Genomic DNA, 22,130 nt, shown 5'->3' on the forward strand with positions numbered 1-22,130 from the left:
CAGGCCGACTGAACTCAAGGGGAGTGTAACAGATGAGAATAACAGACCTGATGATCCAGGAAACGATGATCATGGACCTGCAAGCCACAACCAAAGATGAAGCAATTGATGAACTCATTGCAAGTCTGAACAAAAGTGGACGCATTAACGATCCAGTTCTGTTTAAGGAAATGATCTATAAAAGGGAAGCAGAGTCCAGCACAGGAATTGGCGGCGGTATTGCCATGCCCCATGCGAAGACATCTGCTGTGAATGAACCAACAGTAGTATTTGCAAAAAGCAAAAATGGATTGGATTTTGCAGCGCTTGATGATGAGCCGGCTCATATCTTTTTCATGATTGCTGCTCCTGAAGGTGCAGGTAATACCCATCTTCGTACACTCGCTGCTCTTTCCAGGCTGCTGATTGATAGCGATTTCATTGCTCAACTGATGAGTACGGATACACCTGCAGAAGTAAGTGCATTATTTGATGCGAAACAGGAGGAAGCAGCGGAGAAAGAAGCTGCCAAGGAGAAAGCGAAAGCCGAAAAGGCTGCAAAAGCTGCAAGTGAATCGGGTTCTGCATCGCAGCAAACTCCTGGCATCATTGTAGGTAATGAGAATTCCGAAGATTTCGTCGTAGCTGTTACAGCATGTCCAACGGGAATTGCACATACCTTCATGGCTGAGGATGCACTCAAGAAGAAAGCTCAGGAAATGGGCATTAATATCCGTGTAGAGACCAATGGTTCTGAGGGAGCACAGAACGTTTTGACCGCAGATGAGATTGCTCGTGCCAAAGGGGTTATCGTCGCGGCAGACAAAAATGTGGAGATGGCCCGGTTTGACGGTAAGCCGGTACTTCAAAGACCGGTAAGCGACGGAATTCGTAAGTCTGAAGAGCTGATTCGCAAAGCGGTGAATGGAGATGCACCAATCTATCGCAGCCAAGGCGGCAGCAATGTGAAGGAAGACGGAGCGAGTGCGAGCAAAATGAGCGTAGGCAGCAAGATCTACAAGGATCTGATGAACGGGATTTCACATATGCTTCCGTTTGTCGTGGGTGGAGGAATCCTCCTTGCGATTTCGTTCCTGATCGAACAGCTTGCGGGCGAGGATAATCCTCTCTTCCAGCTGCTGCAGACGATTGGCGGCGGAACGGGTGCATTCCACTTCCTCATTCCGGTACTGGCCGGATTTATCGCAATGAGTATTGGTGACCGTCCAGCCCTGATGCCGGGTATGGTTGGTGGATTGATGGCTGTGAACTCCAATGCTGGTTTCCTTGGCGGACTTGCAGCCGGTTTCCTTGCTGGTTATGTTGTTATCGGTTTGCGTAAGCTGCTCAGAGGCTTGCCTAAAGCCATTGACGGTCTGAAACCCATTCTGCTGTATCCTGTACTCGGATTGCTCATTGTTGGTGCAATCAGTTACTATGTCTTCGATCCGATCTTTGGCTCGCTTAACACGTGGCTTGTAGATGCACTTGGAAATCTCGGAACAGGAAATGCTGTATTGCTTGGATTATTGCTTGGCGGCATGATGTCCATTGATATGGGTGGACCGTTCAACAAAGCAGCTTATACATTTGCCATTGGTGTATTCACATCAAGCGGCAACACGGACGGTGCCTGGATGGCTGCCGTAATGGCAGGCGGGATGGTGCCACCTCTGGCCATCGCTCTGGCTTCCACGTTCTTTAAGTCCAAATTCACGGAACAAGAACGCAAATCCGGCTTAACGAACTATGTGCTCGGATTATCCTTTATTACTGAAGGTGCCATTCCATTCGCTGCGGCAGACCCGCTGCGTGTACTGACATCCTGTATCATTGGTTCGGCCGTTGCAGGCGGACTGACACAGCTCTGGAGCATTAACGTACCGGCTCCGCACGGAGGAATTTTCGTAGCAGCACTGGCTAACCATGCTCTGCTGTTCCTGCTGGCCGTTGCGATTGGTGCAGTAATCTCGGGTCTGATATTGGGATTGTGGAAAAAGTCACCAACGGTTGTAAAATAAGCAGTGTTCTCATGTAACAATACCAAGGCATTTCCTGAGTGGCTTCATTCAGGGAATGCTTTTTATTTTCGCTTGGCCCTGATCTGTGCTAAAATAGTTACAATAATTTTACTTTTGAAACGATGTTTCATCTATCGGAACATTAGGCAAGGAGGAAGCAGTATGACTCATGACGGAATGAAAGGACAAGTGCAGCAGCAATTCGGCAAAAATGCCGAGAAGTATGTGACCAGTCCCCTGCATGCCAAGGGCAAGGATCTGGATGTGCTGGTGGCTTCATCTGGGGCAAGTCCTGATATGCATGTACTTGATATAGCAACGGGAGGAGGGCATGTTGCGTGTGCACTGGCCCCTCTTGTTAAGCAGGTAACGGCTTTGGATTTGACAGAGCCGATGCTCCAGGTGGCTGAACGCTTTATTAGGAAGAGCGGTCATCAGAACGTGAATTTTGTACCGGGAGATGCGGAGCATTTACCCTTCGAAGATGATGTCTTCGATATCGTCACCTGCCGGATCGCTGCGCACCATTTTCCCGATGTTTTTTCTTTTCTAACGGAGGCGTTCCGGGTAACGAAACCAGGCGGAAGACTGCTGCTGATAGACAACGTGGCACCGGAGCGTGATGAATATGATCAATTCTACAATGAAGTAGAGAAGCGCCGCGATCCCAGTCATGTTCGTGCATGGCGCAAGTCGGAGTGGATTCGAATGATGGAAGTGGCGGAATATCGCGTGGAAGCGATGGTTTCCTTCGAGAAAACCTTCCTCTTTGAAGATTGGTGCAAGCGTGCCGGACTGCCTGAAGCGGATGTACGGGAGCTTGAAGCAAGCATGCTATGTGCACCTTCGGTCATTAAAAAGTTCTTCCGGTTCGAAGAGGCAGCACCGAATAAGCTGTCAAGCTTCGGGGGAGAAAGTGTACTCATTCAAGCCTCGAAAGCTAGATAGTTCAAGCGATGCAACAAGAGTACCAATTTTCATCCAGTCTGGCATATGAATAAACAACACAAAAGGCAGATGACCTGTACAAGGGCATCTGCCTTATTGCTGTACTCATGCTCCTACATTAAGGTTTCAGCACAACTTTCGTACATTCGTCTTCATGATCGTTGAAGATCCGATACGCCTCACTGGCATTTTCCAGCGCAATGCGATGGGAGACAATCTCGGTCGGATCAAATTCACCTGCTGTAATCTTGCGGAACAATTCCGGCATATAGTGGATGACAGGAGCCTGTCCCATTTTAAGATTAATGTTGCGTTCAAACATACTGCCCAGTGGGAACATGTTGTAGGACGAACCGTACACACCTGTAAGCTGGAATGTACCGAATTTGCGTACGGCTTTCATACCAATTTCAATGGCACTCAGGGCACCACCGTGAAGCTTCAGCTTCTGTCCGATTTCCTCCAAAGTGGATTTTTTGCCGTCCATGCCGACACAGTCGATGACCACATCGGTACCGCCACCCGTAATCTCGCGGATATGTGCGCCCATGTCATCATAAGCTTCAAAATTGAAGGTTTCCACATCATTCATACGCTTGGCTTTGTCGAGGCGATACGGAAGGCGGTCAACAGCGATAACCCGCTTCGCGCCTTTCATCCAGGCGAACTTCTGGGTCATCAAGCCAATGGGGCCACTGCCCAGTACGGTTACCGTATCTCCAGGTTTAACGCCGGCATTTTCGACACTCCAGTATGCGGTAGGAAGAACATCGGATAGAAACAGCAAGGCTTCGTCTTCCAATTCACAGGATTCCGGAATGACAAACGGCATGAAATTTCCGTATGGCACACGCAGGAATTCCGCCTGACCACCAGGGTGATTGCCATACCGTTCCGTAAATCCGAAATAACCACCGGTGTGAATATCCGGGTTACCGTTGGAATTGTCACATTGGCTTTCCATGTCGTGGTTGCAATAGAAGCATTCGCCACAAGAAATGTTAAAAGGCAGGACCACGCGGTCCCCCTTTTTTACACGTGTCACTTCAGGACCAACTTCCTCCACGATCCCCATCGGTTCATGACCGATGACATAATCCTTTTCAGCGGGTAATGCGCCCTGATAAATATGAAGATCTGATCCACATATGGCTGTAGAAGTAATACGAACGATAATGTCATCCTTTTGTTGCAGTCTTGGATCTTCAACCTGCTTTACCTGAATATCCTTGGTCCCTTGAAAAGTAACGGCTCTCATCATCATATTCCTCCTATCGTATAGTAGTTCTCTGAGAATTACCCCGTTTGGGACTATTTGATAGAGGTACATATGAAATTAAACGACAGGCCATTTCACTTTGCGCAGGGCATCAAGCAGCTCCGTTGGAGCGTTCAGATTGTCGCGGACAAGTTCACGAGGTGTAAGTGCCATCCATTGGTTCAATGAGATATCTTCAAAACGGTCACTTCGGAAGATCTCTAAAAACCATAAGGTATCGCTGCCCGTGTTTTGAACATAGTGTCCCATGGCTACAGGAACATACCCTACATCTCCGGCTCTGTAATTGAATGTGCGTGCCGCACCATTGCCGCCGAACACTGTCATCCTTCCTTGTCCCGTGAGATAATACTGCCATTCATCCGCATTCGGATGCCAGTGTAATTCACGCATACCACCAGGCTTAATCTCGACCAGTGCAGCAGCGACGGTTGTGGAGATCGGGAAGTTGGTGGAATCCACGATGCGTACACTTCCTCCCGGCGTTATAAGCGGCTCCTGAGCCAGCAAACGATGTTTGAATGAAAAGGGGACTGTACCATAGGGTGAAGGAATCTCCTGACTCGCGAGTGAACCCGGAACCTGATCCTGAAAAATATAAATCTGATCTGTCGGCCTGGACTGAAATGCAGATTCGGGTACTCCGAAATTGACAGATAGTACCTCTGCAGGGGTGTGCGCGAACCAGTCTGAAATGGATAACGTGTTGAGATCGGAGAAGGAACCATCATCAAAAACGAGCAAAAATTCACAGCCTTCTTCCAGTCCCTGAATGGAATGGGGCAGGCCTTTGGGAAAGAACCACAGGTCTCCAGGTCCGACATCAGCGATAAAATTCCGGCCCTCCTGATCCACAGATGTGATTCTTGCCGTTCCCCAGATCATATAAGCCCACTCGGATTGCTGGTGCCAGTGGAGTTCCCGTACGCCGCCTGGAGTCAAACTCATGTTGACCCCAGCTAGAGTCGTGGCAATGGGCAGATCTCGCACTGTAATCTCGCGTGACCATCCGCCATGGTTTAACTGCATATGTGTATCGGAAAAGGACATTTTCAGATTGGGGAGAAGCCCTGCATCCGTTGCTGGAGGAACCAGCATATCCGGATTTTCAAGGTCTCTCATGACATCACGTGGACCCAAATCCGGCCCGCCTGCCCCGTCTCTTCGGATTGGTTGTGGAACAATGGTTGGTTTACCGTTAGGTTGTGATCCTTTTGTCATTCGTCTATCCCTCCAGTTCAGATCATGCTGAAGCATACCTTGTCGTCATTCATACATTTATGAAGCAGGGCCTGGATATTATGAAAGACAGGGGGGAGACGGGATCCATGGCTTGTCTGTGCCACAAACTCTTAAGACATGAAGGAGGACGCTTCTGGCATTGCTCGTTTGTGGCTTGAAACATAAGGATTGACGTTCATCGCATTTCATAGTACCCTGATATTGTTTCATATGAAACAAAAAAATCTACAAGCGGTATACATACTTATTCGGAAATGAGGAAGTTCATATGACAATAGCCGATACGATTCGCTCTCGACGAAGTATCCGCAGCTTCAATACACAACCGGTGTCCACAGATTTAATTATTCAATTGCTTAATGATGCGGTCTGGGCACCTAATCATGGCATGCGAGAACCCTGGCGTTTTATTCTCGCTGAGCGTGCAGAAGCAAAAGAACATGTGGCCAGTCTGATGCTTGAATCGGTGCAAAACATGAAATTGATGAAGTTGATGCCCGGCAAACTGCAGCAGGCGCTGAAAAATAAGTTCAGCCGCATGCCTGCGCATCTTATTGTGGTAATGAAGAATGAAAAGGATCACCATAAGCAGGAAGAAGACTATGCGGCTGTAAGCTGCGTTATTCAGAATTTTCAACTACTTGCCTGGGAAAAGGGCTTAGGTATGATTTGGTCTACGATGGAATACATTCATTCCCCCATTTTTTGCGAGGGTTTGAGCGTGAAGACAGATGAGCGAATCGTCGGTGTGCTGCATATGGGGTACTTCGACAAAACACCGAAACCCAAGTCGCGCACTTCCGCTGAACAAAAGCTTACCCTGCTGTAGTCCCGGAACAGGAGGTTGATATTATCGTACTAATTCTGATTATATTGTTTCCGTTGAAACAAACTTCGGTGTATAATATAAGTTATTCAAGCCTAGCTTGCATAATAGACCGAGAGAAGAAAAGGTTGGGGAAACTATGGATCAGGAACAGACGGATCTGCGTTACATTTATGGATTGTTTATTAAGCTTTTGCATCAAAAAGAACAAAAGGATGACCAGGAAAATCTATTCTTCATGAATATTATTCGCGAGACTCTGTCATCAGACGCAGCTATGAACATGACGGATGTGCATGTGATTGCGTGTATTGGGGAACACGAACCCATTAATCTGACTTCCATAGCTGAACGAATGGAGCTCAGCAAAGGGAACACCTCCAAAGTGGCTCATAAACTGCTGAAGCAAGGATGGCTTCGAAAAACACAGTTAAATGACAACAAAAAGGAGATTTATTTCCGGTTAACCTCACCAGGCAAAAAGCTGTTTCACGTTCATGCCGATCTGCACGAAAAGATTGAAAATCAATTCCTCCGTTTTCTGGCCGAATATAACAAAATGGAGCTTGAATTTTTAAAGAGATTTGTGCTGGATTTGACTCGTTTCTATGAGCAGTTGGATACTCGAAGTTTAATGGATGGCTTGGAGGAAGAGTGATTTGACAGGGAACAAAACTGAAATGGAGAGAACCCCCGTGGTGACACGGGGAGAATGTTACTTGCCAAAGTGCAGTATTTCCAGTTGTTAATCGCTTTTTTGATTTCCACTTCCTGCAGGTATTGAACATAGAAACTCTTGCTCGTAAATTTCATGTACCCGTTTCAAAATGAAGGGACCTTGCTCTTTGAAACGAAGTTCAGTCGGTTTATTTTTAATCAGAAACGTACCTGATTCATGATTGGTCTGTGAGAATGCGGCACTATACAGTAACGAAGCACCGTGACTTGGAGGAGGGAAGAACAGTTTCATGACAGGCTTGATGTAAAAGGGCAAACCGGATTTTTTGCTGCCGCGTAAAGTATTGTTCCCTCCAGGATCTACGCTCAGAAGACGAATGCCATCTGACTTCGCCGCCTCAGCCGCCTCGCGTGTCCATAAGGAGAGGCCAAGCTTCGAGGTGGCATATGGACCAAACAGCTTTTTGAATTCGGTTGGACGTTCCAGGATGTCCAAGTTGAACTGTCGGACCATACTGAATGCACTCGTTGAAGTGTTAACAACCGTCTTGAAGGTGCTCCTGCGTATAAGATCATATAACTCCATATAAATGATATAAGGAACGATGGTTTGAAGTTCAAAGTGTATTTCATGCCCTTGGTCAGAAAAACGAAGCTCTGCTGCACTGCCCCCTGCGTTATTAAACAGGACATCAATCGTATCCAATTGGAGTTTAATCTGATCGAGCGCGATTTTCAGACTTTCGTAGTTGGTCAGGTTAGCCTGAACCCAATGAAGCTGCCCTGAACGTAATGCATGCTGAATATCGCCTTGCTCTGCCGGAAAAGGTGAACGGTTGAGGCCGATGACACGCCATCCTTCGGCCAATAACGAGCGGGTCAGCTCGAGGCCAATTCCTGAGGTTGAGCCCGTAATCAGCGCGGTGTGAAGTTTGTTTGGTTTATTCATAGTTACCTCCATTATGTTGGGAATTACAGAACGAATCTGTGTGCTGCGCTCATTCTATAATTTGGAGTCGACTCCAAGTCAAGCAGTTGGATCGAATGAATTTTGAACGTTCATGTTGATTGATTGTAGGGCTGGATCCGGCTTGACTTGGAGCTGACTCCAAGTTGTAAGATGAAGGTATGAGGGCAAAGGAGGCTGAGGCGGATGAGTAATGAGGCACTATATTCCATTAAGGAAACAGCGGAGAAGGTGGGATTATCGGAAGATACGATTCGATATTATGAGAAGATTCAGCTTCTGCCGCGGGCAGATCGGAAGGCGAACAGGCACCGTGTATACCGTCAAGAGGATATTCGGACCATGAAACTTATTTCTTGTCTAAAAAAGACAGGTATGTCTCTGGAGGATATGAAGCCTTACCTGCACATGTCGATGGATTCGAATCTGGACGAATTCCCGGAAGAGCGTGAGATGCTGGTGAGCCATCGAATGAAAATAGAAGCGCAGATTGCCTCGCTGCAGCAGGTCGTTGATTTTATCGATGAGAAGCTGAACAAGCGGAGCTTGTTTCCTGATGAATGTCCTATAACTGGAGAGAATCAGATGTCGGTTTTTGAGAAAAAGAACATGTTCTCCTGATGGACACCATCCCAATAACATTCATTACACCCGAGAACCCACGTCTGGACGACGCGGGTTCTTTTTGATTGCGATTAACACTCAAATTTGCAGCGCATGACGAAGACGTTGGATATCGCTTTTTGGTGGCAGACCATACATTCGGGCATATTCCCTGCTGAATTGGGAAGGGCTCTCGTATCCAACCTGAAATGCGGCATCGGCAGCATCAGTTGAACCGGCAATGAGCATACTTCTGGCTTCCTGCAGCCGGATTTGTTTTTGAAATTGTATGGGGCTCATGGCGGTGATGGCTTTGAAATGGTAGTGAAGTGAGGAGGAGCTCATATTAACCATGGCGGCAAGCTGGTCCACGCGCAGCGGTTTATCATATTCGGATTGGATGACTTCGATCACCTTGGCGATGTGCTGGGCGTGGCTGTTTTGAACGGCAAATTGTTTTATTGAGTGTCCATGTTCATCCTGAATAATTCGATATAAAATTTCACGGATAATCAGGGGAGCGAGTGTTGGAATATCTTCTGGAGTATCGAGCAGCCGAACCAATCGGATGATGGCTTCAAGAAGCGGGACCTTGTTAGAGCTGACAAATAATCCACGCTGGGTTGAGTTGTCCGGTTTGAATTGTAGAGCAGTCGGGTCTTGTATCAGATCGAAAATCTGACCTGAGTCAAAATCAAGTCGCATACATAGATATGGCTTATCTGCAGTAGCTTGAACCACTTGTCCTGAAATAGGCAAGTTTACTGAAGCTACCAAATATTGTGTCTCGTCATAGGTATAACTCTCCCGGCCCAGTATGACTAACTTAGATCCTTGAGCGACAATGCAGAGAGCAGGTTGTTGAACAGAATATATGGGTTGAGATATCTCCGAGGCACGAATCAAAGAGAGCGCAGGGATAGCCGTGGAATGAATTCCGTCTTTTAGGGTAAAACGCCCGATAAGATGAGCCAATTCCTGCATCTGAAACGTGACATCCTCATCCATATGTAGTGATGAAGTCATGGAGCATACAACCTCCTTTTTTCGAATCGGTTTATTTTATTCTAGAATCTTCTGGAGGAATAGGCAAGATTGTTGGGGGAATCTTCTATCTGGTGTGAGATGATCTCCTACATAATAAGGATAAGCAATTGAAGCTTTTGAAAAACAGCAAGGAGGTTGGGAAATGGAATACAATCCATCAGGTAACAGACCGGAACATGGACACCCTTATGTTGGCATGTGGGTGACAAAGGATGGTTATATCCGCCATGAACTGCTCTCGAATGGTCGATATGATGAAGCCAGAGGTCAGAGGAAAAGTGCATATCAAGGACGTTATGTCGTGGAAGGAGATCATATTGAATATGTGGATGATACGGGTTTTACAGCGGATGGAGACTTTGTAGAAGGTATCTTATATCACGCAGGCATGGTTTTGTACAGAGAAACAAATAAAAATAACTAATGGTAAAGGAGCGGATTTCACATGTTTAATGTAAAAGGAAAAGTCGTTGTCATTACAGGTGCTAGCAGCGGAATTGGAGAAGCGACGGCTCGATTGCTGGCACAGCAAGGGGCTCACGTGGTTATTGGGGCTAGACGTGTCGAACGTTTGCATGCACTCGCATCTTCCATCCGTTCTGAGGGTGGATCCGTAGAGGTTCAGGCACTCGATGTAACCCGGCTGGAAGAAATGCAGAGTATTGTAGATCTGGCGCTAACCCGCTACGGTCGTCTGGATGTGGTTATCAACAATGCGGGTTTGATGCCATTATCTCCTCTTGAAGCCTTAAAAGTGGATGAATGGAATCGAATGATTGATGTCAATATTCGGGGAGTGCTACACGGGATAGCAGCTGGGTTACCTGTCATGACAAAGCAGGGTGCTGGCCAATTTATTAACATCGCTTCGATTGGTGCCTATGCCGTAACACCGACAGCATCCGTCTATTGTGCAACCAAATACGCAGTCCGTGCGATCACGGAGGGTTTACGTCTGGAAGTGGGTGGGGATATTCGGGTAACACTTGTTTCTCCAGGGGTAACCGAATCGGAGCTTGCCGAGACGATTACGGATGTCGGAGCGCGTGATTTCATGAAGGATTATCGGCGTATTTCCATCCCGGCATCGGCCATTGCTCAGAGCATCTTGTATGCAATTAGCCAACCTGCTGAGGTAGATGTCAATGAAATTGTCGTAAGACCAACAGCAAGTCTCGTTTAAGGCGAACACTCTTTTGGTATATAATAGAACCAACTATACGAAAAGAGGAATAACACGTTGACTCTGCAACAATTAAAATATGTGATTGAAGTTGCCACGCGCGGCTCCATGAATGAAGCGGCCAAACGGCTATTTATTTCTCAGCCGAGCCTTTCGAACGCGATCCGTGATTTGGAACAAGAGATGCGTATTACCATTTTTGAACGTACAAACAAGGGAATCTCGCTGTCCAAAGAAGGTGTGGAATTTCTGAGTTATGCCCGGCAGGTCGTGGAGCAGGCAGAATTGCTGGAGAATCGATACTTGAATGCCAAGCCTTCCCCACAGCATTTCTCAGTATCCACTCAGCATTATGCGTTTGCCGTGAATGCCTTTGTACGTCTGGTACAGCAGTATGGTCAAGATGAATATGAGCTTGCACTGCGGGAAACAAAGACATATGAAATTATCCAGGATGTAAAGAGCCTGCGAAGTGAAATTGGGATTCTGTATTTGAACGAGTTCAATGCCAAGGTGATTAACAAATTGTTAAAGGATGCCGGTCTGGTGTTCACAAGCCTCTTTATAGCCAAACCGCACATCTTCATCAGTGTGAAGAACCCTCTGGCTAAGCAAGCATCTGTGGCGATTGAGCAGCTGAAGGACTACCCTTACCTGTCATTTGATCAAGGGGAGTACAACTCTTTTCATTTTTCCGAAGAGATTCTGAGTACGTTATCCCATCCCAAGAGCATCCAGGTCAATGACCGGGCGACGTTGTTTAACCTACTGATTGGTCTGAATGGGTATACCATTTCAACAGGTGTTCTCAGCGCTGATTTGAACGGAAATGAGATCATTCCTGTTCCGCTGGAGTGCGAGGAATCGATCAATGTGGGCTGGATCAGCCACAAAAGCACCTCTCTTTCCAATCTGGGTGTGGAATATGTCAAAGCTTTGCATGAGGCCATAGGGTCCTGACTGTACGGACAAGTTGGGATTTTCCTGAAAAATATGCAAACCTGCTCCACTCCCATATTCGGGTTTGGTCATTATTAAAATTTGTGAGCTTCTCTTAAGCTATTCAAAACCGTTTCAGGGTAACCGTGAACGGTTTTTTTCTCATTTTTATGGAGTACGGCGATAGAGAATTGTTATAATGAAAAATAGTTTATTTACATGTAATGGATGGAACTTGAGAGGAGTACAGCTCGTGAGAGTTTTATATCGGAATATGAGTGAGCAGCATGCGTTAACCGTATATGATACAACCAGGCTTTATGGGGAAAAGGGACATTTCCGGGTTTTGGAGTTTTCGAACGAGGCTGTTCAGGGAGCCATGGATCTCGATGAGCCTTCACGAATGCTGCTTGAATACCCAAGGGCAATGGTTCATCTAATGGAGCGCAATACGCCTGAATACGAAAAGGTTTTTGTAGTGGGGCACGGAATTGGTACGCTCTCGACTTATCTGTCAAACCGCCAGGTGAAGATCGCCGAGCTGGACGAGGAAGTGGTTGAATTAAGCAAGACGCTATTTGGATATGTGGGCAGTGAAGTCATGGTGGGAGATGGCCGGGAGCTGCTGCAGCAGGAACCGCCTGGGACATATGATTATATTATTATCGATGCATTTACCGCAGCAGGAACACCGAAGCAGTTTACCTCCAGATCTTTCTTTACGATGGCTCAAAGCAAGCTGCGTTCTGGTGGAAGCATACTGTTGAATGTATTCGGGCGTGCGGGCAATGACAGACTTGTAAACGCGATATATGCAACGATGGCTGACCAGTTTGATTACACACGTTCATTCGTACTACCTACGGAAACGCAGGATGAGATACAGAATCGAATTCTGGTAGGCAGCGATGCTCCTATTGAGTTCCAATCGCGCTATATGGCTGGGTTTGTGGAACAGGCGCCTGGGGAAGGATACATCATCGAGGACGAGCTTTGATCCTGGAGAAGAAGACAGACGCCTGATTTATGAAGTTAGTCATGGAGTTGTCAATTTTAATTGAAGAAACTGTAAAATATTCATACAAAATTAATACATTCATAACAACTTTCGTGTAGAATAGAGAGAATATGCCTTTTCATGAAAATCCGGGGGAAAGCACTAATGATCGCAAAGAAAAAAGCATCCAGATGGCGAAGAAAAGCGAGAACCTATAAAAAAATCAGCCTTCCTGCCTTGCTAAGTGGGCTGGTCACCATTTCGGTGCTGATGACCTTGACTATCATGTTTATTTCGTCTTACACAACGCAGAAGCAGTCTCTCATTGACAATACCTTGTCTCTTAATTATTCAAGCGCAGCTCAAATGAGTCAGACACTGGATTCGCTATTTCAGTCCATGCAGAACAGCTTGAAATATGCTGCAGATTATTTTCCTCAGATGGACTATTCAGATACGGAAAAGTTGGATTCGACGCTGGAATTGATCCAAAGCAGCAGCAACTATTTTAACTCCGTAGCCCTTGTGGACGAGAAGGGTTTGGTACGCAGCATGTCGCCGTATTCGGGTTTATCCGTCGGGGTGCAGGTTTCATCTGATGCAGCCAAAAAAGCGATGGAGCTTAAGGCGCCTTATATTTCCGAAGCCTATCAGACCCCAAGGACGAAGCGCAGAAATGTTTTTGTCAGTGAACCGATCTTCGATGCAGCTGGACAATTTAAGGGGACCATTGGCGGTAACATTTATCTGCAGGAAAATAATATCCTGAACCTCTCTTTTGGAAGTCAGCTGAGGACAAGCAATGGTTCTTATTTTTTTATTGTCGATGCCAAGGGCACGCTTCTATTTCATCCAGATACCAAAAGAATTGGTGAGGACATCAGTAAAAATGAAATTGTACACAAGCTGCTGGATAATCAAACCGGTAAGGAGCAGTACAAAAATCTGGCTGGCATAGATTCGCTTGCCGGGTATCAGAAGGTGCCTGCTACCGATTGGGGGGTCGTGGTCGTATCTCCAACCCAGACCGTGTATGATCAGTTGAATGAGCATATTCGCATGTTATTGCTGTATACTTCGGTTCCGTTTCTCATCCTGACCCTGATTGTCATTCGTGTAGCGCGAAAATTGGCGAGTCCATTTGTCTATCTGGCCGATCTGGTTAATCAGGTGGATCAGGGCAAAGTGGACCTGCCAACGATGAAACCGCATTGGAACAGGGAGGCTGATTTGCTAACCCGCACGGTTTTGGGTGCATTGGCGAATTTTCGCAAGCAAACGGACCAGCTTACCTATGATGCCAGAACGGATGTACTGACAGGCATGACGAATCGCAGGACATTTGAAGAGGTCATTCAGCAATGGATTGATGAACAGACGCCATTCTCGATTATTGTTCTGGATATCGACCGCTTCAAATCCATTAACGATACGTACGGGCATCATGCTGGAGACGAGGTTCTGAAGCATATTGCAGGTCTGATCAGGTTGGCCGTTCGGCCGCAGGATGTGAGTTCCCGTTTCGGCGGGGAGGAGTTTGTCGTGCTGCTCCGCCATACCGGAGCTGAAACCGCTTATCAGATTGCCGAATTTATCCGTGTATCGGTTGAGGAAAGTATCATGCCGATCGATCGCTCCGTGACGATCTCGGCAGGGATTGCCGAATATCCGCTGCATTCATCTTCAGCGACGGAGCTGTTCCATCTCGCGGACACAGCCCTGTACCAGGCGAAGGAAGAAGGGCGCAATCGTACCGTGACCATTCAGACCGTAGAAAGGTTATAAACTGGCCGGGAAGATCGCCTATGAAATACACTATAAAAAGCTGATCCCTTATGAGAAGGAATCAGCTTTTTTTGCGTTCACTATACTTCCTGTGACTTGGCCTGGACAACTTCATTTGTATAGGTTTCTCCCCAGTCCCGCATGCTGAATATGATTGGACGGAGCGTTTCCCCAAATGGCGTAAGTGAGTATTCCACTTTGGGTGGCACTTGAGGGTAGATTTCCCGGTGTACGATCCCGCTGCTCTCCAGTTCTCTTAATTGCAAGGTGAGCATCCGCTGCGTAATGTCGGGAAATAACTTTCGGAGTTCATTGAAGCGCAAGGAACCCGAAAACAAGTGATATAGAATGGCACCTTTCCATTTGCCTCCAATAACGCTAAGTGTAACTTCTACGGCGCAGCCATAGGGTTTGGGGCATGTCTCGGTTGAGATTTTTTTCATTGATCTGCACCTCCGTCAGCTATGTGTATAGTATCAATTTAAGCACTACGTACCTAAAATGTGTGTATGTTCTCTTCAAAGCATACCATGTCTGATTCGGATTATAAACCCTGGATATCGGATTAATGAAAAGGCGCAATGTATAGTGAAAAAACCCGGTTTCGCTATACGAAACAACGGGTTGATGTAAGATTCAGGCTATAAAGTAATAATTATATGTTAGACCAATGAAGACAAGATGGTATCACACAGGGCCATCGTTCCGACATTATCCTTGCCGCTTGAATGCGGAAGCAAATGATTGTGGCAGCATGACATGAAATGCGCCATCTCACCTACAAATCCACGAAGGTAGAGATCGCGGTATGCGCCTGACATGGGAGAGCTGGAAGGAGTATAGACCGTATCCTGCTCTTCAAGAGCCTTCCAGGCGAGGCTGTCCGAGGCGCGAGAGTGATGAATGGTAAGTGTATTCATTTCATCTGCTGACGCAAAACCGTGATCGAATGTAACCAGAACACTTTCGCTTTCACGTGACCATGCACTCATGCCAGCGAAGTAGGCACTGCCCACGATACCGTTCTCAAATTTCAGGGAGATGCTCTGATTAATAAGCTCCCCATCCTTGACTGTGGTACCCGTCACTTGCTGTACCTCGCCAAAGAGGAAACGCATCAGATCGACCATGTGGATGGCAGCGAGTTTCATGAACTGTTCTTCATTTTTGCAAAAGGGCGTACTGTCAACAGCAAATTTCATTTGAAATGAACGCGTTTTACCCATCGAACCGCCATCAATCAGTTCCTTTAATTTCGTATATATAGGCGCATAGCGTTTCATAAATCCTACCATTAGTACAACGCCAGCCTTTTCGGCCGCATCTGCAATTTCTGCAGCTTCTCTGGCAGTCCAGCCAAGGGGTTTGTCAACATAGACATTCTTGCCCGCCTTGATGCATTCCATGGCAAGAGACGTTTGATCCTGAGGTTGAGCTACCACAACAACATTGCTGCAGTCTTCGTTTTGCAGCATGAGAGTTGCGTTATCATATGCTGATCCTGTGCTGCCATATCGCAGCAAAGCGGCTTGAGAACGTTCAATACTGCGAGTGGAGATGGCCTGGATGGTAGCCCCTGCTTCTACAGCAGAAGGGTAGATATTGGTCGTTGCATGAAATCCGGCACCGATAAAACAAAGATTCGTTTGAATCATAACCATTCTCCTTCATTGTTGATCGAACCATTTTTGTCAATCTAAACAGCTTTCTCGCTCAAATGGTACAGCATCTGGCTTGCAATCTCCGAGTTGACGATATGAGGAACAGGCTGTGGTCCATTCACCAGATGCTGACGCTGCTGAACAAGATAGAGCAGGGATGCAGCCTGGAGGGACAAGCCCAGATCCATCGTCTCGGCAGGATTTCCGCTTCCACCTGCAAGATTAAGCATCTCACCTTGGGTAAGCAGCATGAGCCGTCGGCCATTCCTAAGGGTGAATTGTTCGATATCTGTTGTAAGACGTTCGGTATGTGCAGCTTCCTGCCGAAGTCCGTCCAGGTCCATTTCCCAGGAGAAATGTCCAGCGTTGGCAAGAATGATACCATCGTTCATCTGATTAAAGTGTTCCATTGAGATGGCACTCGGGCGACCTGTAACCGTGATGTAAACCTGGGCAAAAGCGAACGTTTCTTCCAGCTTCGCTACGCGAAATCCATCCAGGGCAGCTTCGAGTCCAACGATAGGATCGGTCTCAACCACAATAACCTGGCTGCCTAGATTACGCAGATATCGGGCAATCCCACGTCCACAGGAACCATATCCTACGATAACGAAGCGTCTTGTAGGCAGAATCAGATTCGTGGTGCGCATGAATCCTTCAATAATGGTCTGACCCACGTCATGTTCATTTTCCATGATGCGCTTGAGAGGACTATCATTAATGACAATAATCGGGAAGGTCACTTCCGCCCCTGTTTCTTCACGCAGCAGATTGGCTCCTGTCGTGGTTTCTTCTGTTCCGCCAATGAGCGCACTATGGTCATAGTGCTGAATGAGAGTGCGAGCCAGATCGGCTCCATTATCCATGAGAAGATGCGGCTGGTGCTCAAGCACGCGATGAATATTTTGCATATGCTGACGGCGTTCATCTGAACGTTGTCCATACACGGGAATGCCTTCGGCGATAAGTGCAGCAGCAACTGCATCCTTGGTCGTGCCTGGGCTTCCTGTTAGTACAACGTTGGCTCCACCAGCCTGTAGGGTTCGGCATAGAACCGCCGTCTTAGGCTCTACGTGAATACAAATTCCAATGGTAAGGCCAGCAAAGGGACGTTCTTTGGAAAATCGGGATTTTAGTGCAGCGAGGAGGGGCATATGCATTTCTGTCCAATGAAGATGTCGTTTTCCTTCTTCAATAATTTCAGGTGTCATGTTCATAGGTTTGCTCATATTCCTCTCTATCCATAGGTTGTTTGTCCTTGAGGACAGTTGGTGATTTTTACGATAGGAGGTTTTTAATTTCTATAAAAGGACATATGTCCTATCCATTTCAGTTCATAAAAAAGTATTGCATTCTTCTTCCAGAGCGTGTATACTCTTAATTACGGTGAAACGAGAGATGGATTAACCGGATGCTTTTCATCAAGGATGAAAAGATACATATTATGCGGTCGTGGCGGAATTGGCAGACGCGCACGGTTCAGGTCCGTGTGGGCTAACCCCCCGTGGAGGTTCGAGTCCTCTCGACCGCATCGAAGAGAAAAAGGTTCGAAGATTGCTTTTGCAATCTCTCGAACCTTTTTTTATTTTTCTACGAATTGTATTGTCCTGAAACCGGCCTGGTTACGTGTCCTCTTGGTTCGGTTGTTAGTGTTGACGCTGGCGCTGGCGTAAGAAAATCGCTGTCCATAGTCCGGACAAGGCCCCAATGATGCCGAAAAAGGAAACGCTGCCGACCACTTCATATGCCTGAAATTGGAATAAGAACGCAATTCCGCTGCCCAGGGTCGTTCCTGCAAGAAAACCGAGAGATAGGCCTGTATCTTTGCCGAGCTGCATTGGATCACCTGCTTCAAATAGTTTGTCAAAACATTTGCAAAATGCGGGTACAAGAAGTAAAGTGTGAACAGGAAAATCATTGAAATTTTTCCTATACTCATTGTGTGGCTTTTCCAGTGCAAATATGCATGAACTTAGAAACGGGAGGTTACGAACACATGAATATGAATGAACGCATTGCTGCTTGGAATGCGGAAGCACAGCAGTGTACCTGTGGACATGATCATCGGCTGGTGCAAATGCAGGTCTTTTTGGAACATGGTGCAATTCGTAGAATACCGGGGTACCTGTTGGAACAGGGCTATAACCAGGTTACTGTGGTATATGATGGCTGGACAGGTCCGGTGGCGGGATATGAGGTGGTAAAAAGCCTGAGGGATGCGGGACTCATGGCAGATGAATTCCAGATGCCGGAGAACAGTGCGGGGGATATCATTGCCGATGAGGCTGCGATTGTGCAGGTGCTGCTTGGTGTAAAACAAATGACTCAGGCCATCATCGCAGTGGGATCGGGGACCATACATGATCTGGTGCGATTTGTCTGTGCCAAAATGAACAAGCCATTTCTGTCTGTCCCAACAGCGGCATCGGTTGATGGCTTCACTTCAGCAGGAGCGCCGCTCATTGTAAGCGGCATCAAGCAGACGTTTCAGGCTGTACCGCCCGAAGCGATTTTTGCGGATATTGACATTACCCAGCAGGCTCCCCAAGCAATGACGGCGGCGGGATTCGGTGATATGTTAGGCAAATATACGTCTCTGGCAGATTGGATTGTGTCGCGTGATCTGGGCGGGGAGCCATTCTGTCCGGTTGCTTATCGGATGACGGAAGAAGCGCTGACGGCCTGCATCGAAAATGTACAAGCCATCGCCGAAGGAAGAGCTGAGGGTATAACCGCATTGATGGATGCGCTAATCATTTCCGGTGCCTCCATGCTAATTATTGATCATTCCCGTCCGGCATCCGGCGGTGAGCATCACATTTCTCATCGTTGGGAGATGGAATTGATGGCAGCGGGCCGGAAACCTGTGCTGCATGGGGCCAAAGTCGGCGTAGCTTGCGTGCTTCTTACAGAGCGCTACAAGGAACTTGCGAGTCTGTCCCGAGAACCTGTTTTTGATGTGTATGCTACTTTACCTGATGCGTCACAGCTTACGGCATGGCTTGAGCAGGTTGGGGGTCCGACCACAACAGATCAGCTTGGGGTTACACCGGATATGGTGGCACATGCATTTGCAACAGCACATACACTTAGAGAGCGATATACCGGACTCAAATATATTAATGAATCTCTGAACGTATTTTAAAATAAAACCAACCTGTACATCGGATAAAAATTATCGGAATGGCTCTGTGCTTTGGTCTTATTTGTACGTACAAATCAAGATATTATTCGTTATAAGTTCGAACAATTTGCTGAGTAAATTGAAGGGGATGCACGTCACAGGTGTATCAAGAGGCATGTTTCATTTAAAAGGCTCTGTATTCCCGTGTGGGAAGAACAGAGCCTTTTGTCGTTCGCTAATTTAGTTGTTGCGACGCTCTTTCAGGATGACATCTGCGAACAAGATGGTTTTCGGGATGCGGAAAAATTGTTCCGCTTGTTCCTGAAACGCGGCAGAAGGCAGCGTTCCCTGATGCAGCCATTTGCGGAAAGTGCCGGGATGAACCCCGATCCAGTGGCTGACATCTGTCACCGACAGATCATGGACCATACACAAGCCTGTCAGAATACGGTTGCTAACCGGAGATCGGGTCACCGTACGCTTCATGAAACGGGAAGGCTCGGGCTGACAAATGACCGGGCTTTTGCGTACCACTTCTTCATTGAAGAGAATGTGACGCGGGTAGCCTAGCAATTGGCACGCTTTGTCCAAATTGGTACTGCCGGGTATCCGCCCCTCATACACCCACGCGCTTACGCTGCGTGATGAGATGGATAGATCTTCGGCAAGCTGGGACAACTTGATATCATTGGCCATCAGCACGGCTAGAAGAACGCGGTTTCGGATTTGACAGCGTGTCGGTTTACGGAATCGTTTAACACGGACGCCTTTTCCCAAGTATTTACGGTTGATCAGAGACCACGCCTGGATGGAATGTTGTTCTGGTTGATTAGGCATATTTCCTCCGATTTTTTTAACCAAATACTACAATAAGAACCGGGGTACTTTCAAGTGCCAGGTGCACTGGTTTGGATTAGGCTCAATCCTCTGAGAAAGTTAAAGGAGGGAATTATGGACTAGGGTATGTGCAATTCATTTCCTAGTATATTCCTAGATTACAATGTTTCACTAAATTTCAGGGATCAAAGAGAACATGGAAACCAATAAATTAGGTCTTTAAGACCATTTATAGGACTTTTATACTTTTCTCTGATTTTAGTTGATATGATGCGGATTATTACCTAAAATCCACCAAAAAATTGGGACAGTACTAATCTTTATCCCAGAATGATGTGCACAAATCCGAAAATAAAATCCGCAAGTTGAACCGGGCGATTGGTCTGTCAAAATCTCTAACTCTTACATATTTTGTATAATGATCAATTCAGAGAGAGGGGTGAAAACGTGAGTCCAGCCGTAAATACCTTTGCTGCAATTTCCGGAGCGTTCGTAACGTTTGCTTTTGGCGTTTGGGATGAATTGTTGAGTCTGCTTGTCATTGCGATGGCTGTGGATTATGTTACAGGTCTCGCTGCAGCGGTAAGGTCGGGAACCGGGTTAAATAGCAATATCGGGTTCTGGGGACTTGCCCGCAAGGGGCTAATGCTGACCGTTATCCTTCTTGCTCACCGTATTGATCTGCTTATGGGAACAGACATTATCAAGGGGGGAGCCATCTACTTCTACTTGGTTAACGAGTTAATTTCCATTACTGAAAACTATGCCAGGATTGGTCTTCCGCTGCCTGATAAGCTCAGACAAGCCATTGCCGTGCTGAAGAAACAGGAAGACCTTTCGGATCGGGAGTGGTCCAAACCGCAAGTAAAAGCACCTGAAGCTGATTCGAAAACCCCTTCAGAAGAGACATCTCCTGCACAGGATGAAGATAATGCAAAAAAGAACAGTTCAGCATAGCATCGTTTTATCGTTTAGAGAACGTTTACAAGTATCCTTTCGCAATAACTAACGTTATGATATATTTTGGTTACACGAAAAATCATTCATTTCCACTAATATATGCAAACGGGGTGCTTGTTCAATGATTAAACATATTGTTCTTTTTAAAATGAAAGATCGTTCTCCAGAAACCATTGAGGCTGCTGCAAACGTTCTTCGCAACTTGCAAGGCAAAATTGATGTCCTGATCTCATTGGAAGTTGGCGTGGATGTGCTTCGCTCTGACAGATCTTTCGACATCTCATTGACAGCCGAATTTGCATCACTGGAAGATCTGCAGGCCTACCAGGTCCACCCACTTCATCAGGAAGTCATCCAGTACATGAACGAGGTCAGAGAACAGTCGATCGCAGTGGATTACGAGATCTAATTTAATCATTTCATTCTGCAGTTGTTAAAGGAGACTGGGCATGAGCGATTTAAGAGACGTTATGGAATTTTTATATATTTTTATCGTGTTTTTGATCGCTTGTCCGGTGATGCTATTCTGGCTTAAGCGAAGAGGGAAACGGAATCGATAATTCACTGAACGGGAAGTGACTGCATTGTATTACGTAAACAGAGAACAGATTGCCCGCAGACTTGCTGCCGTGCCGGAAGTAGCCGAAGGGCTCCGCCGGGCAGCGCAAGCTTGGGATGGCAGTCTTATGCTTGGTCTGGTCCAGGAACGCTGTCTTCATCTGGCTATTGAGATTGTAACGGATGTGGGAAGTTATCTTATTGATGGTTTCATTATGCGGGATGCCAGCAGTTATGATGACATTATTCAAATCAATCACGAAGAGAAGGTATTTGACGTTCCGACTTACGAGGTGCTGAAGCGTCTCGTGTCGCTGCGCAAGCCGCTGGTACAGGATTACTTCAGCTGGGAGCGGGGAGAATTGCACCCGTTAAGCGCAGAGGTACCATCTATTCTGGAACAGTTTGCTGAGCAGGTTAGTATCTATGTGGAAAAAGAACTTGGTCCATTTCAGCAAGGTCAGACCGAGGGACAGAGTAAGGAATGAGGGGAACC

22 protein-coding genes, 1 tRNA gene and 1 pseudogene are annotated in these 22,130 nt (G+C 46.8%); 15 read left to right on the forward strand and 9 right to left on the reverse strand.

The window, feature by feature from the left end; genetic code table 11:
* Positions 1–32: 32 nt before the first annotated feature.
* Entirely contained in the window at positions 33–2,000 is a 1,968-nt protein-coding gene (locus AC3RCI_RS09700; protein ID WP_492528767.1) for a PTS fructose transporter subunit IIABC, read from the forward strand.
* A gap of 162 nt (positions 2,001–2,162) precedes the next feature.
* On the forward strand, positions 2,163–2,948 hold the full coding sequence (locus AC3RCI_RS09705; RefSeq protein WP_492528768.1) for a class I SAM-dependent methyltransferase: 786 nt from the start codon (positions 2,163–2,165) through the stop codon (positions 2,946–2,948).
* A 118-nt stretch (positions 2,949–3,066) separates the two neighbouring features.
* On the opposite strand, the gene AC3RCI_RS09710 is transcribed toward AC3RCI_RS09705, so the two are convergent.
* Entirely contained in the window at positions 3,067–4,206 is a 1,140-nt protein-coding gene (locus AC3RCI_RS09710) for a zinc-dependent alcohol dehydrogenase (RefSeq protein WP_354485683.1), read from the reverse strand.
* Positions 4,207–4,284: 78 nt separating this feature from the next.
* Complete coding sequence (locus tag AC3RCI_RS09715) at positions 4,285–5,448, reverse strand: oxalate decarboxylase family bicupin (protein WP_154895984.1); 1,164 nt, start codon at positions 5,446–5,448, stop codon at positions 4,285–4,287.
* A 289-nt stretch (positions 5,449–5,737) separates the two neighbouring features.
* Here AC3RCI_RS09715 and AC3RCI_RS09720 point away from each other — a divergent pair, with 289 nt between their 5' ends.
* Together AC3RCI_RS09720 and AC3RCI_RS09725 are read left to right on the forward strand one after the other, a co-directional pair.
* A complete protein-coding gene (locus tag AC3RCI_RS09720; RefSeq protein ID WP_336779461.1) occupies positions 5,738–6,298 on the forward strand; it encodes a nitroreductase family protein in 561 nt (186 codons plus the stop codon).
* Positions 6,299–6,434: 136 nt separating this feature from the next.
* Positions 6,435–6,953 (forward strand): MarR family transcriptional regulator, encoded by a 519-nt coding sequence (locus AC3RCI_RS09725; protein ID WP_492528770.1) that lies wholly within the window; start codon positions 6,435–6,437, stop codon positions 6,951–6,953.
* 87 nt (positions 6,954–7,040) lie between these two features.
* Here AC3RCI_RS09725 and AC3RCI_RS09730 read toward each other — a convergent pair whose 3' ends face one another.
* Positions 7,041–7,922 (reverse strand): SDR family NAD(P)-dependent oxidoreductase, encoded by an 882-nt coding sequence (locus tag AC3RCI_RS09730; protein WP_492528772.1) that lies wholly within the window; start codon positions 7,920–7,922, stop codon positions 7,041–7,043.
* 204 nt (positions 7,923–8,126) lie between these two features.
* On the opposite strand from AC3RCI_RS09730, the gene AC3RCI_RS09735 reads away from it, so the two are divergent.
* Positions 8,127–8,561: a MerR family transcriptional regulator gene (locus AC3RCI_RS09735; RefSeq protein ID WP_492528774.1), complete on the forward strand. Its 435-nt coding sequence runs from the start codon at positions 8,127–8,129 to the stop codon at positions 8,559–8,561.
* A gap of 81 nt (positions 8,562–8,642) precedes the next feature.
* Here AC3RCI_RS09735 and AC3RCI_RS09740 read toward each other — a convergent pair whose 3' ends face one another.
* A complete protein-coding gene (locus tag AC3RCI_RS09740) occupies positions 8,643–9,569 on the reverse strand; it encodes an AraC family transcriptional regulator (protein WP_492528776.1) in 927 nt (308 codons plus the stop codon).
* Between the two features lie 163 nt (positions 9,570–9,732).
* On the opposite strand from AC3RCI_RS09740, the gene AC3RCI_RS09745 reads away from it, so the two are divergent.
* The 5 genes from AC3RCI_RS09745 to AC3RCI_RS09765 all read left to right on the forward strand — a co-directional run bounded on the left by AC3RCI_RS09745 (position 9,733) and on the right by AC3RCI_RS09765 (position 14,494).
* Positions 9,733–10,014, forward strand: a complete 282-nt coding sequence (locus tag AC3RCI_RS09745) for an Atu4866 domain-containing protein (RefSeq protein WP_127536489.1) — start codon at positions 9,733–9,735, stop codon at positions 10,012–10,014.
* Between the two features lie 21 nt (positions 10,015–10,035).
* On the forward strand, positions 10,036–10,773 hold the full coding sequence (locus AC3RCI_RS09750; protein ID WP_492528778.1) for an SDR family oxidoreductase: 738 nt from the start codon (positions 10,036–10,038) through the stop codon (positions 10,771–10,773).
* A 57-nt stretch (positions 10,774–10,830) separates the two neighbouring features.
* Positions 10,831–11,733, forward strand: coding sequence for a LysR family transcriptional regulator (locus tag AC3RCI_RS09755; protein ID WP_127536487.1), 903 nt, complete (start codon positions 10,831–10,833; stop codon positions 11,731–11,733).
* A 232-nt stretch (positions 11,734–11,965) separates the two neighbouring features.
* A complete protein-coding gene (locus AC3RCI_RS09760; protein ID WP_492528780.1) occupies positions 11,966–12,709 on the forward strand; it encodes a spermidine synthase in 744 nt (247 codons plus the stop codon).
* Between the two features lie 165 nt (positions 12,710–12,874).
* On the forward strand, positions 12,875–14,494 hold the full coding sequence (locus AC3RCI_RS09765) for a sensor domain-containing diguanylate cyclase (RefSeq protein ID WP_492474181.1): 1,620 nt from the start codon (positions 12,875–12,877) through the stop codon (positions 14,492–14,494).
* Between the two features lie 80 nt (positions 14,495–14,574).
* Here the strand turns inward: AC3RCI_RS09765 and AC3RCI_RS09770 are convergent, their stop codons facing one another.
* The 3 genes from AC3RCI_RS09770 to AC3RCI_RS09780 all read right to left on the reverse strand — a co-directional run bounded on the left by AC3RCI_RS09770 (position 14,575) and on the right by AC3RCI_RS09780 (position 17,384).
* Complete coding sequence (locus AC3RCI_RS09770; RefSeq protein ID WP_095288069.1) at positions 14,575–14,937, reverse strand: winged helix-turn-helix transcriptional regulator; 363 nt, start codon at positions 14,935–14,937, stop codon at positions 14,575–14,577.
* 219 nt (positions 14,938–15,156) lie between these two features.
* On the reverse strand, positions 15,157–16,149 hold the full coding sequence (locus AC3RCI_RS09775; protein ID WP_492528782.1) for a Gfo/Idh/MocA family protein: 993 nt from the start codon (positions 16,147–16,149) through the stop codon (positions 15,157–15,159).
* A gap of 41 nt (positions 16,150–16,190) precedes the next feature.
* Positions 16,191–17,384, reverse strand: coding sequence for an adenosylhomocysteinase (locus tag AC3RCI_RS09780; RefSeq protein WP_492528784.1), 1,194 nt, complete (start codon positions 17,382–17,384; stop codon positions 16,191–16,193).
* Positions 17,385–17,601: 217 nt separating this feature from the next.
* Here AC3RCI_RS09780 and AC3RCI_RS09785 point away from each other — a divergent pair.
* Positions 17,602–17,686: transfer RNA gene (locus AC3RCI_RS09785), tRNA-Leu, on the forward strand.
* 115 nt (positions 17,687–17,801) lie between these two features.
* Here the strand turns inward: AC3RCI_RS09785 and AC3RCI_RS09790 are convergent.
* The gene (locus tag AC3RCI_RS09790; protein WP_095358960.1) at positions 17,802–17,993 is read right to left on the reverse strand and encodes a hypothetical protein; all 192 of its coding nucleotides are present in this window, start codon (positions 17,991–17,993) and stop codon (positions 17,802–17,804) included.
* A 158-nt stretch (positions 17,994–18,151) separates the two neighbouring features.
* Between AC3RCI_RS09790 and AC3RCI_RS09795 the strand changes: the two genes are divergently transcribed.
* Positions 18,152–19,300 carry a sn-glycerol-1-phosphate dehydrogenase gene (locus tag AC3RCI_RS09795; RefSeq protein WP_336779472.1) on the forward strand — a complete coding sequence of 383 codons (1,149 nt, stop codon included), beginning with the start codon at positions 18,152–18,154 and terminating at the stop codon, positions 19,298–19,300.
* A 219-nt stretch (positions 19,301–19,519) separates the two neighbouring features.
* Here AC3RCI_RS09795 and AC3RCI_RS09800 read toward each other — a convergent pair whose 3' ends face one another.
* A complete protein-coding gene (locus tag AC3RCI_RS09800) occupies positions 19,520–20,116 on the reverse strand; it encodes a helix-turn-helix domain-containing protein (protein WP_336779473.1) in 597 nt (198 codons plus the stop codon).
* 447 nt (positions 20,117–20,563) lie between these two features.
* On the opposite strand from AC3RCI_RS09800, the pseudogene AC3RCI_RS09805 reads away from it, so the two are divergent.
* The 3 genes and pseudogenes from AC3RCI_RS09805 to AC3RCI_RS09815 all read left to right on the forward strand — a co-directional run.
* A pseudogene (locus AC3RCI_RS09805) lies at positions 20,564–20,947 on the forward strand (phage holin family protein); the annotation flags it as partial.
* Between the two features lie 250 nt (positions 20,948–21,197).
* A complete protein-coding gene (locus AC3RCI_RS09810) occupies positions 21,198–21,485 on the forward strand; it encodes a Dabb family protein (protein ID WP_127536480.1) in 288 nt (95 codons plus the stop codon).
* 175 nt (positions 21,486–21,660) lie between these two features.
* Positions 21,661–22,122, forward strand: a complete 462-nt coding sequence (locus AC3RCI_RS09815) for a DUF86 domain-containing protein (protein WP_492474177.1) — start codon at positions 21,661–21,663, stop codon at positions 22,120–22,122.
* Positions 22,123–22,130 lie beyond the last annotated feature (8 nt).

It is taken from the genome of Paenibacillus sp. MT124, assembly GCF_058792755.1.

Excerpts from the sequence above, each read along its gene's own strand:
- AC3RCI_RS09700 (WP_492528767.1), top strand. The coding sequence starts at position 33 with ATGAGAATAACAGACCTGATGATCCAGGAAACGATGATCATGGACCTG.
- AC3RCI_RS09705 (WP_492528768.1), top strand. The coding sequence starts at position 2,163 with ATGACTCATGACGGAATGAAAGGACAAGTGCAGCAGCAATTCGGCAAA.
- AC3RCI_RS09710 (WP_354485683.1), bottom strand. The coding sequence starts at position 4,206 with ATGAGAGCCGTTACTTTTCAAGGGACCAAGGATATTCAGGTAAAGCAG.
- AC3RCI_RS09715 (WP_154895984.1), bottom strand. The coding sequence starts at position 5,448 with ATGACAAAAGGATCACAACCTAACGGTAAACCAACCATTGTTCCACAA.
- AC3RCI_RS09720 (WP_336779461.1), top strand. The coding sequence starts at position 5,738 with ATGACAATAGCCGATACGATTCGCTCTCGACGAAGTATCCGCAGCTTC.
- AC3RCI_RS09725 (WP_492528770.1), top strand. The coding sequence starts at position 6,435 with ATGGATCAGGAACAGACGGATCTGCGTTACATTTATGGATTGTTTATT.
- AC3RCI_RS09730 (WP_492528772.1), bottom strand. The coding sequence starts at position 7,922 with ATGAATAAACCAAACAAACTTCACACCGCGCTGATTACGGGCTCAACC.
- AC3RCI_RS09735 (WP_492528774.1), top strand. The coding sequence starts at position 8,127 with ATGAGTAATGAGGCACTATATTCCATTAAGGAAACAGCGGAGAAGGTG.
- AC3RCI_RS09740 (WP_492528776.1), bottom strand. The coding sequence starts at position 9,569 with ATGACTTCATCACTACATATGGATGAGGATGTCACGTTTCAGATGCAG.
- AC3RCI_RS09745 (WP_127536489.1), top strand. The coding sequence starts at position 9,733 with ATGGAATACAATCCATCAGGTAACAGACCGGAACATGGACACCCTTAT.
- AC3RCI_RS09750 (WP_492528778.1), top strand. The coding sequence starts at position 10,036 with ATGTTTAATGTAAAAGGAAAAGTCGTTGTCATTACAGGTGCTAGCAGC.
- AC3RCI_RS09765 (WP_492474181.1), top strand. The coding sequence starts at position 12,875 with ATGATCGCAAAGAAAAAAGCATCCAGATGGCGAAGAAAAGCGAGAACC.
- AC3RCI_RS09770 (WP_095288069.1), bottom strand. The coding sequence starts at position 14,937 with ATGAAAAAAATCTCAACCGAGACATGCCCCAAACCCTATGGCTGCGCC.
- AC3RCI_RS09775 (WP_492528782.1), bottom strand. The coding sequence starts at position 16,149 with ATGATTCAAACGAATCTTTGTTTTATCGGTGCCGGATTTCATGCAACG.
- AC3RCI_RS09780 (WP_492528784.1), bottom strand. The coding sequence starts at position 17,384 with ATGAGCAAACCTATGAACATGACACCTGAAATTATTGAAGAAGGAAAA.
- AC3RCI_RS09790 (WP_095358960.1), bottom strand. The coding sequence starts at position 17,993 with ATGCAGCTCGGCAAAGATACAGGCCTATCTCTCGGTTTTCTTGCAGGA.
- AC3RCI_RS09795 (WP_336779472.1), top strand. The coding sequence starts at position 18,152 with ATGAATATGAATGAACGCATTGCTGCTTGGAATGCGGAAGCACAGCAG.
- AC3RCI_RS09800 (WP_336779473.1), bottom strand. The coding sequence starts at position 20,116 with ATGCCTAATCAACCAGAACAACATTCCATCCAGGCGTGGTCTCTGATC.
- AC3RCI_RS09810 (WP_127536480.1), top strand. The coding sequence starts at position 21,198 with ATGATTAAACATATTGTTCTTTTTAAAATGAAAGATCGTTCTCCAGAA.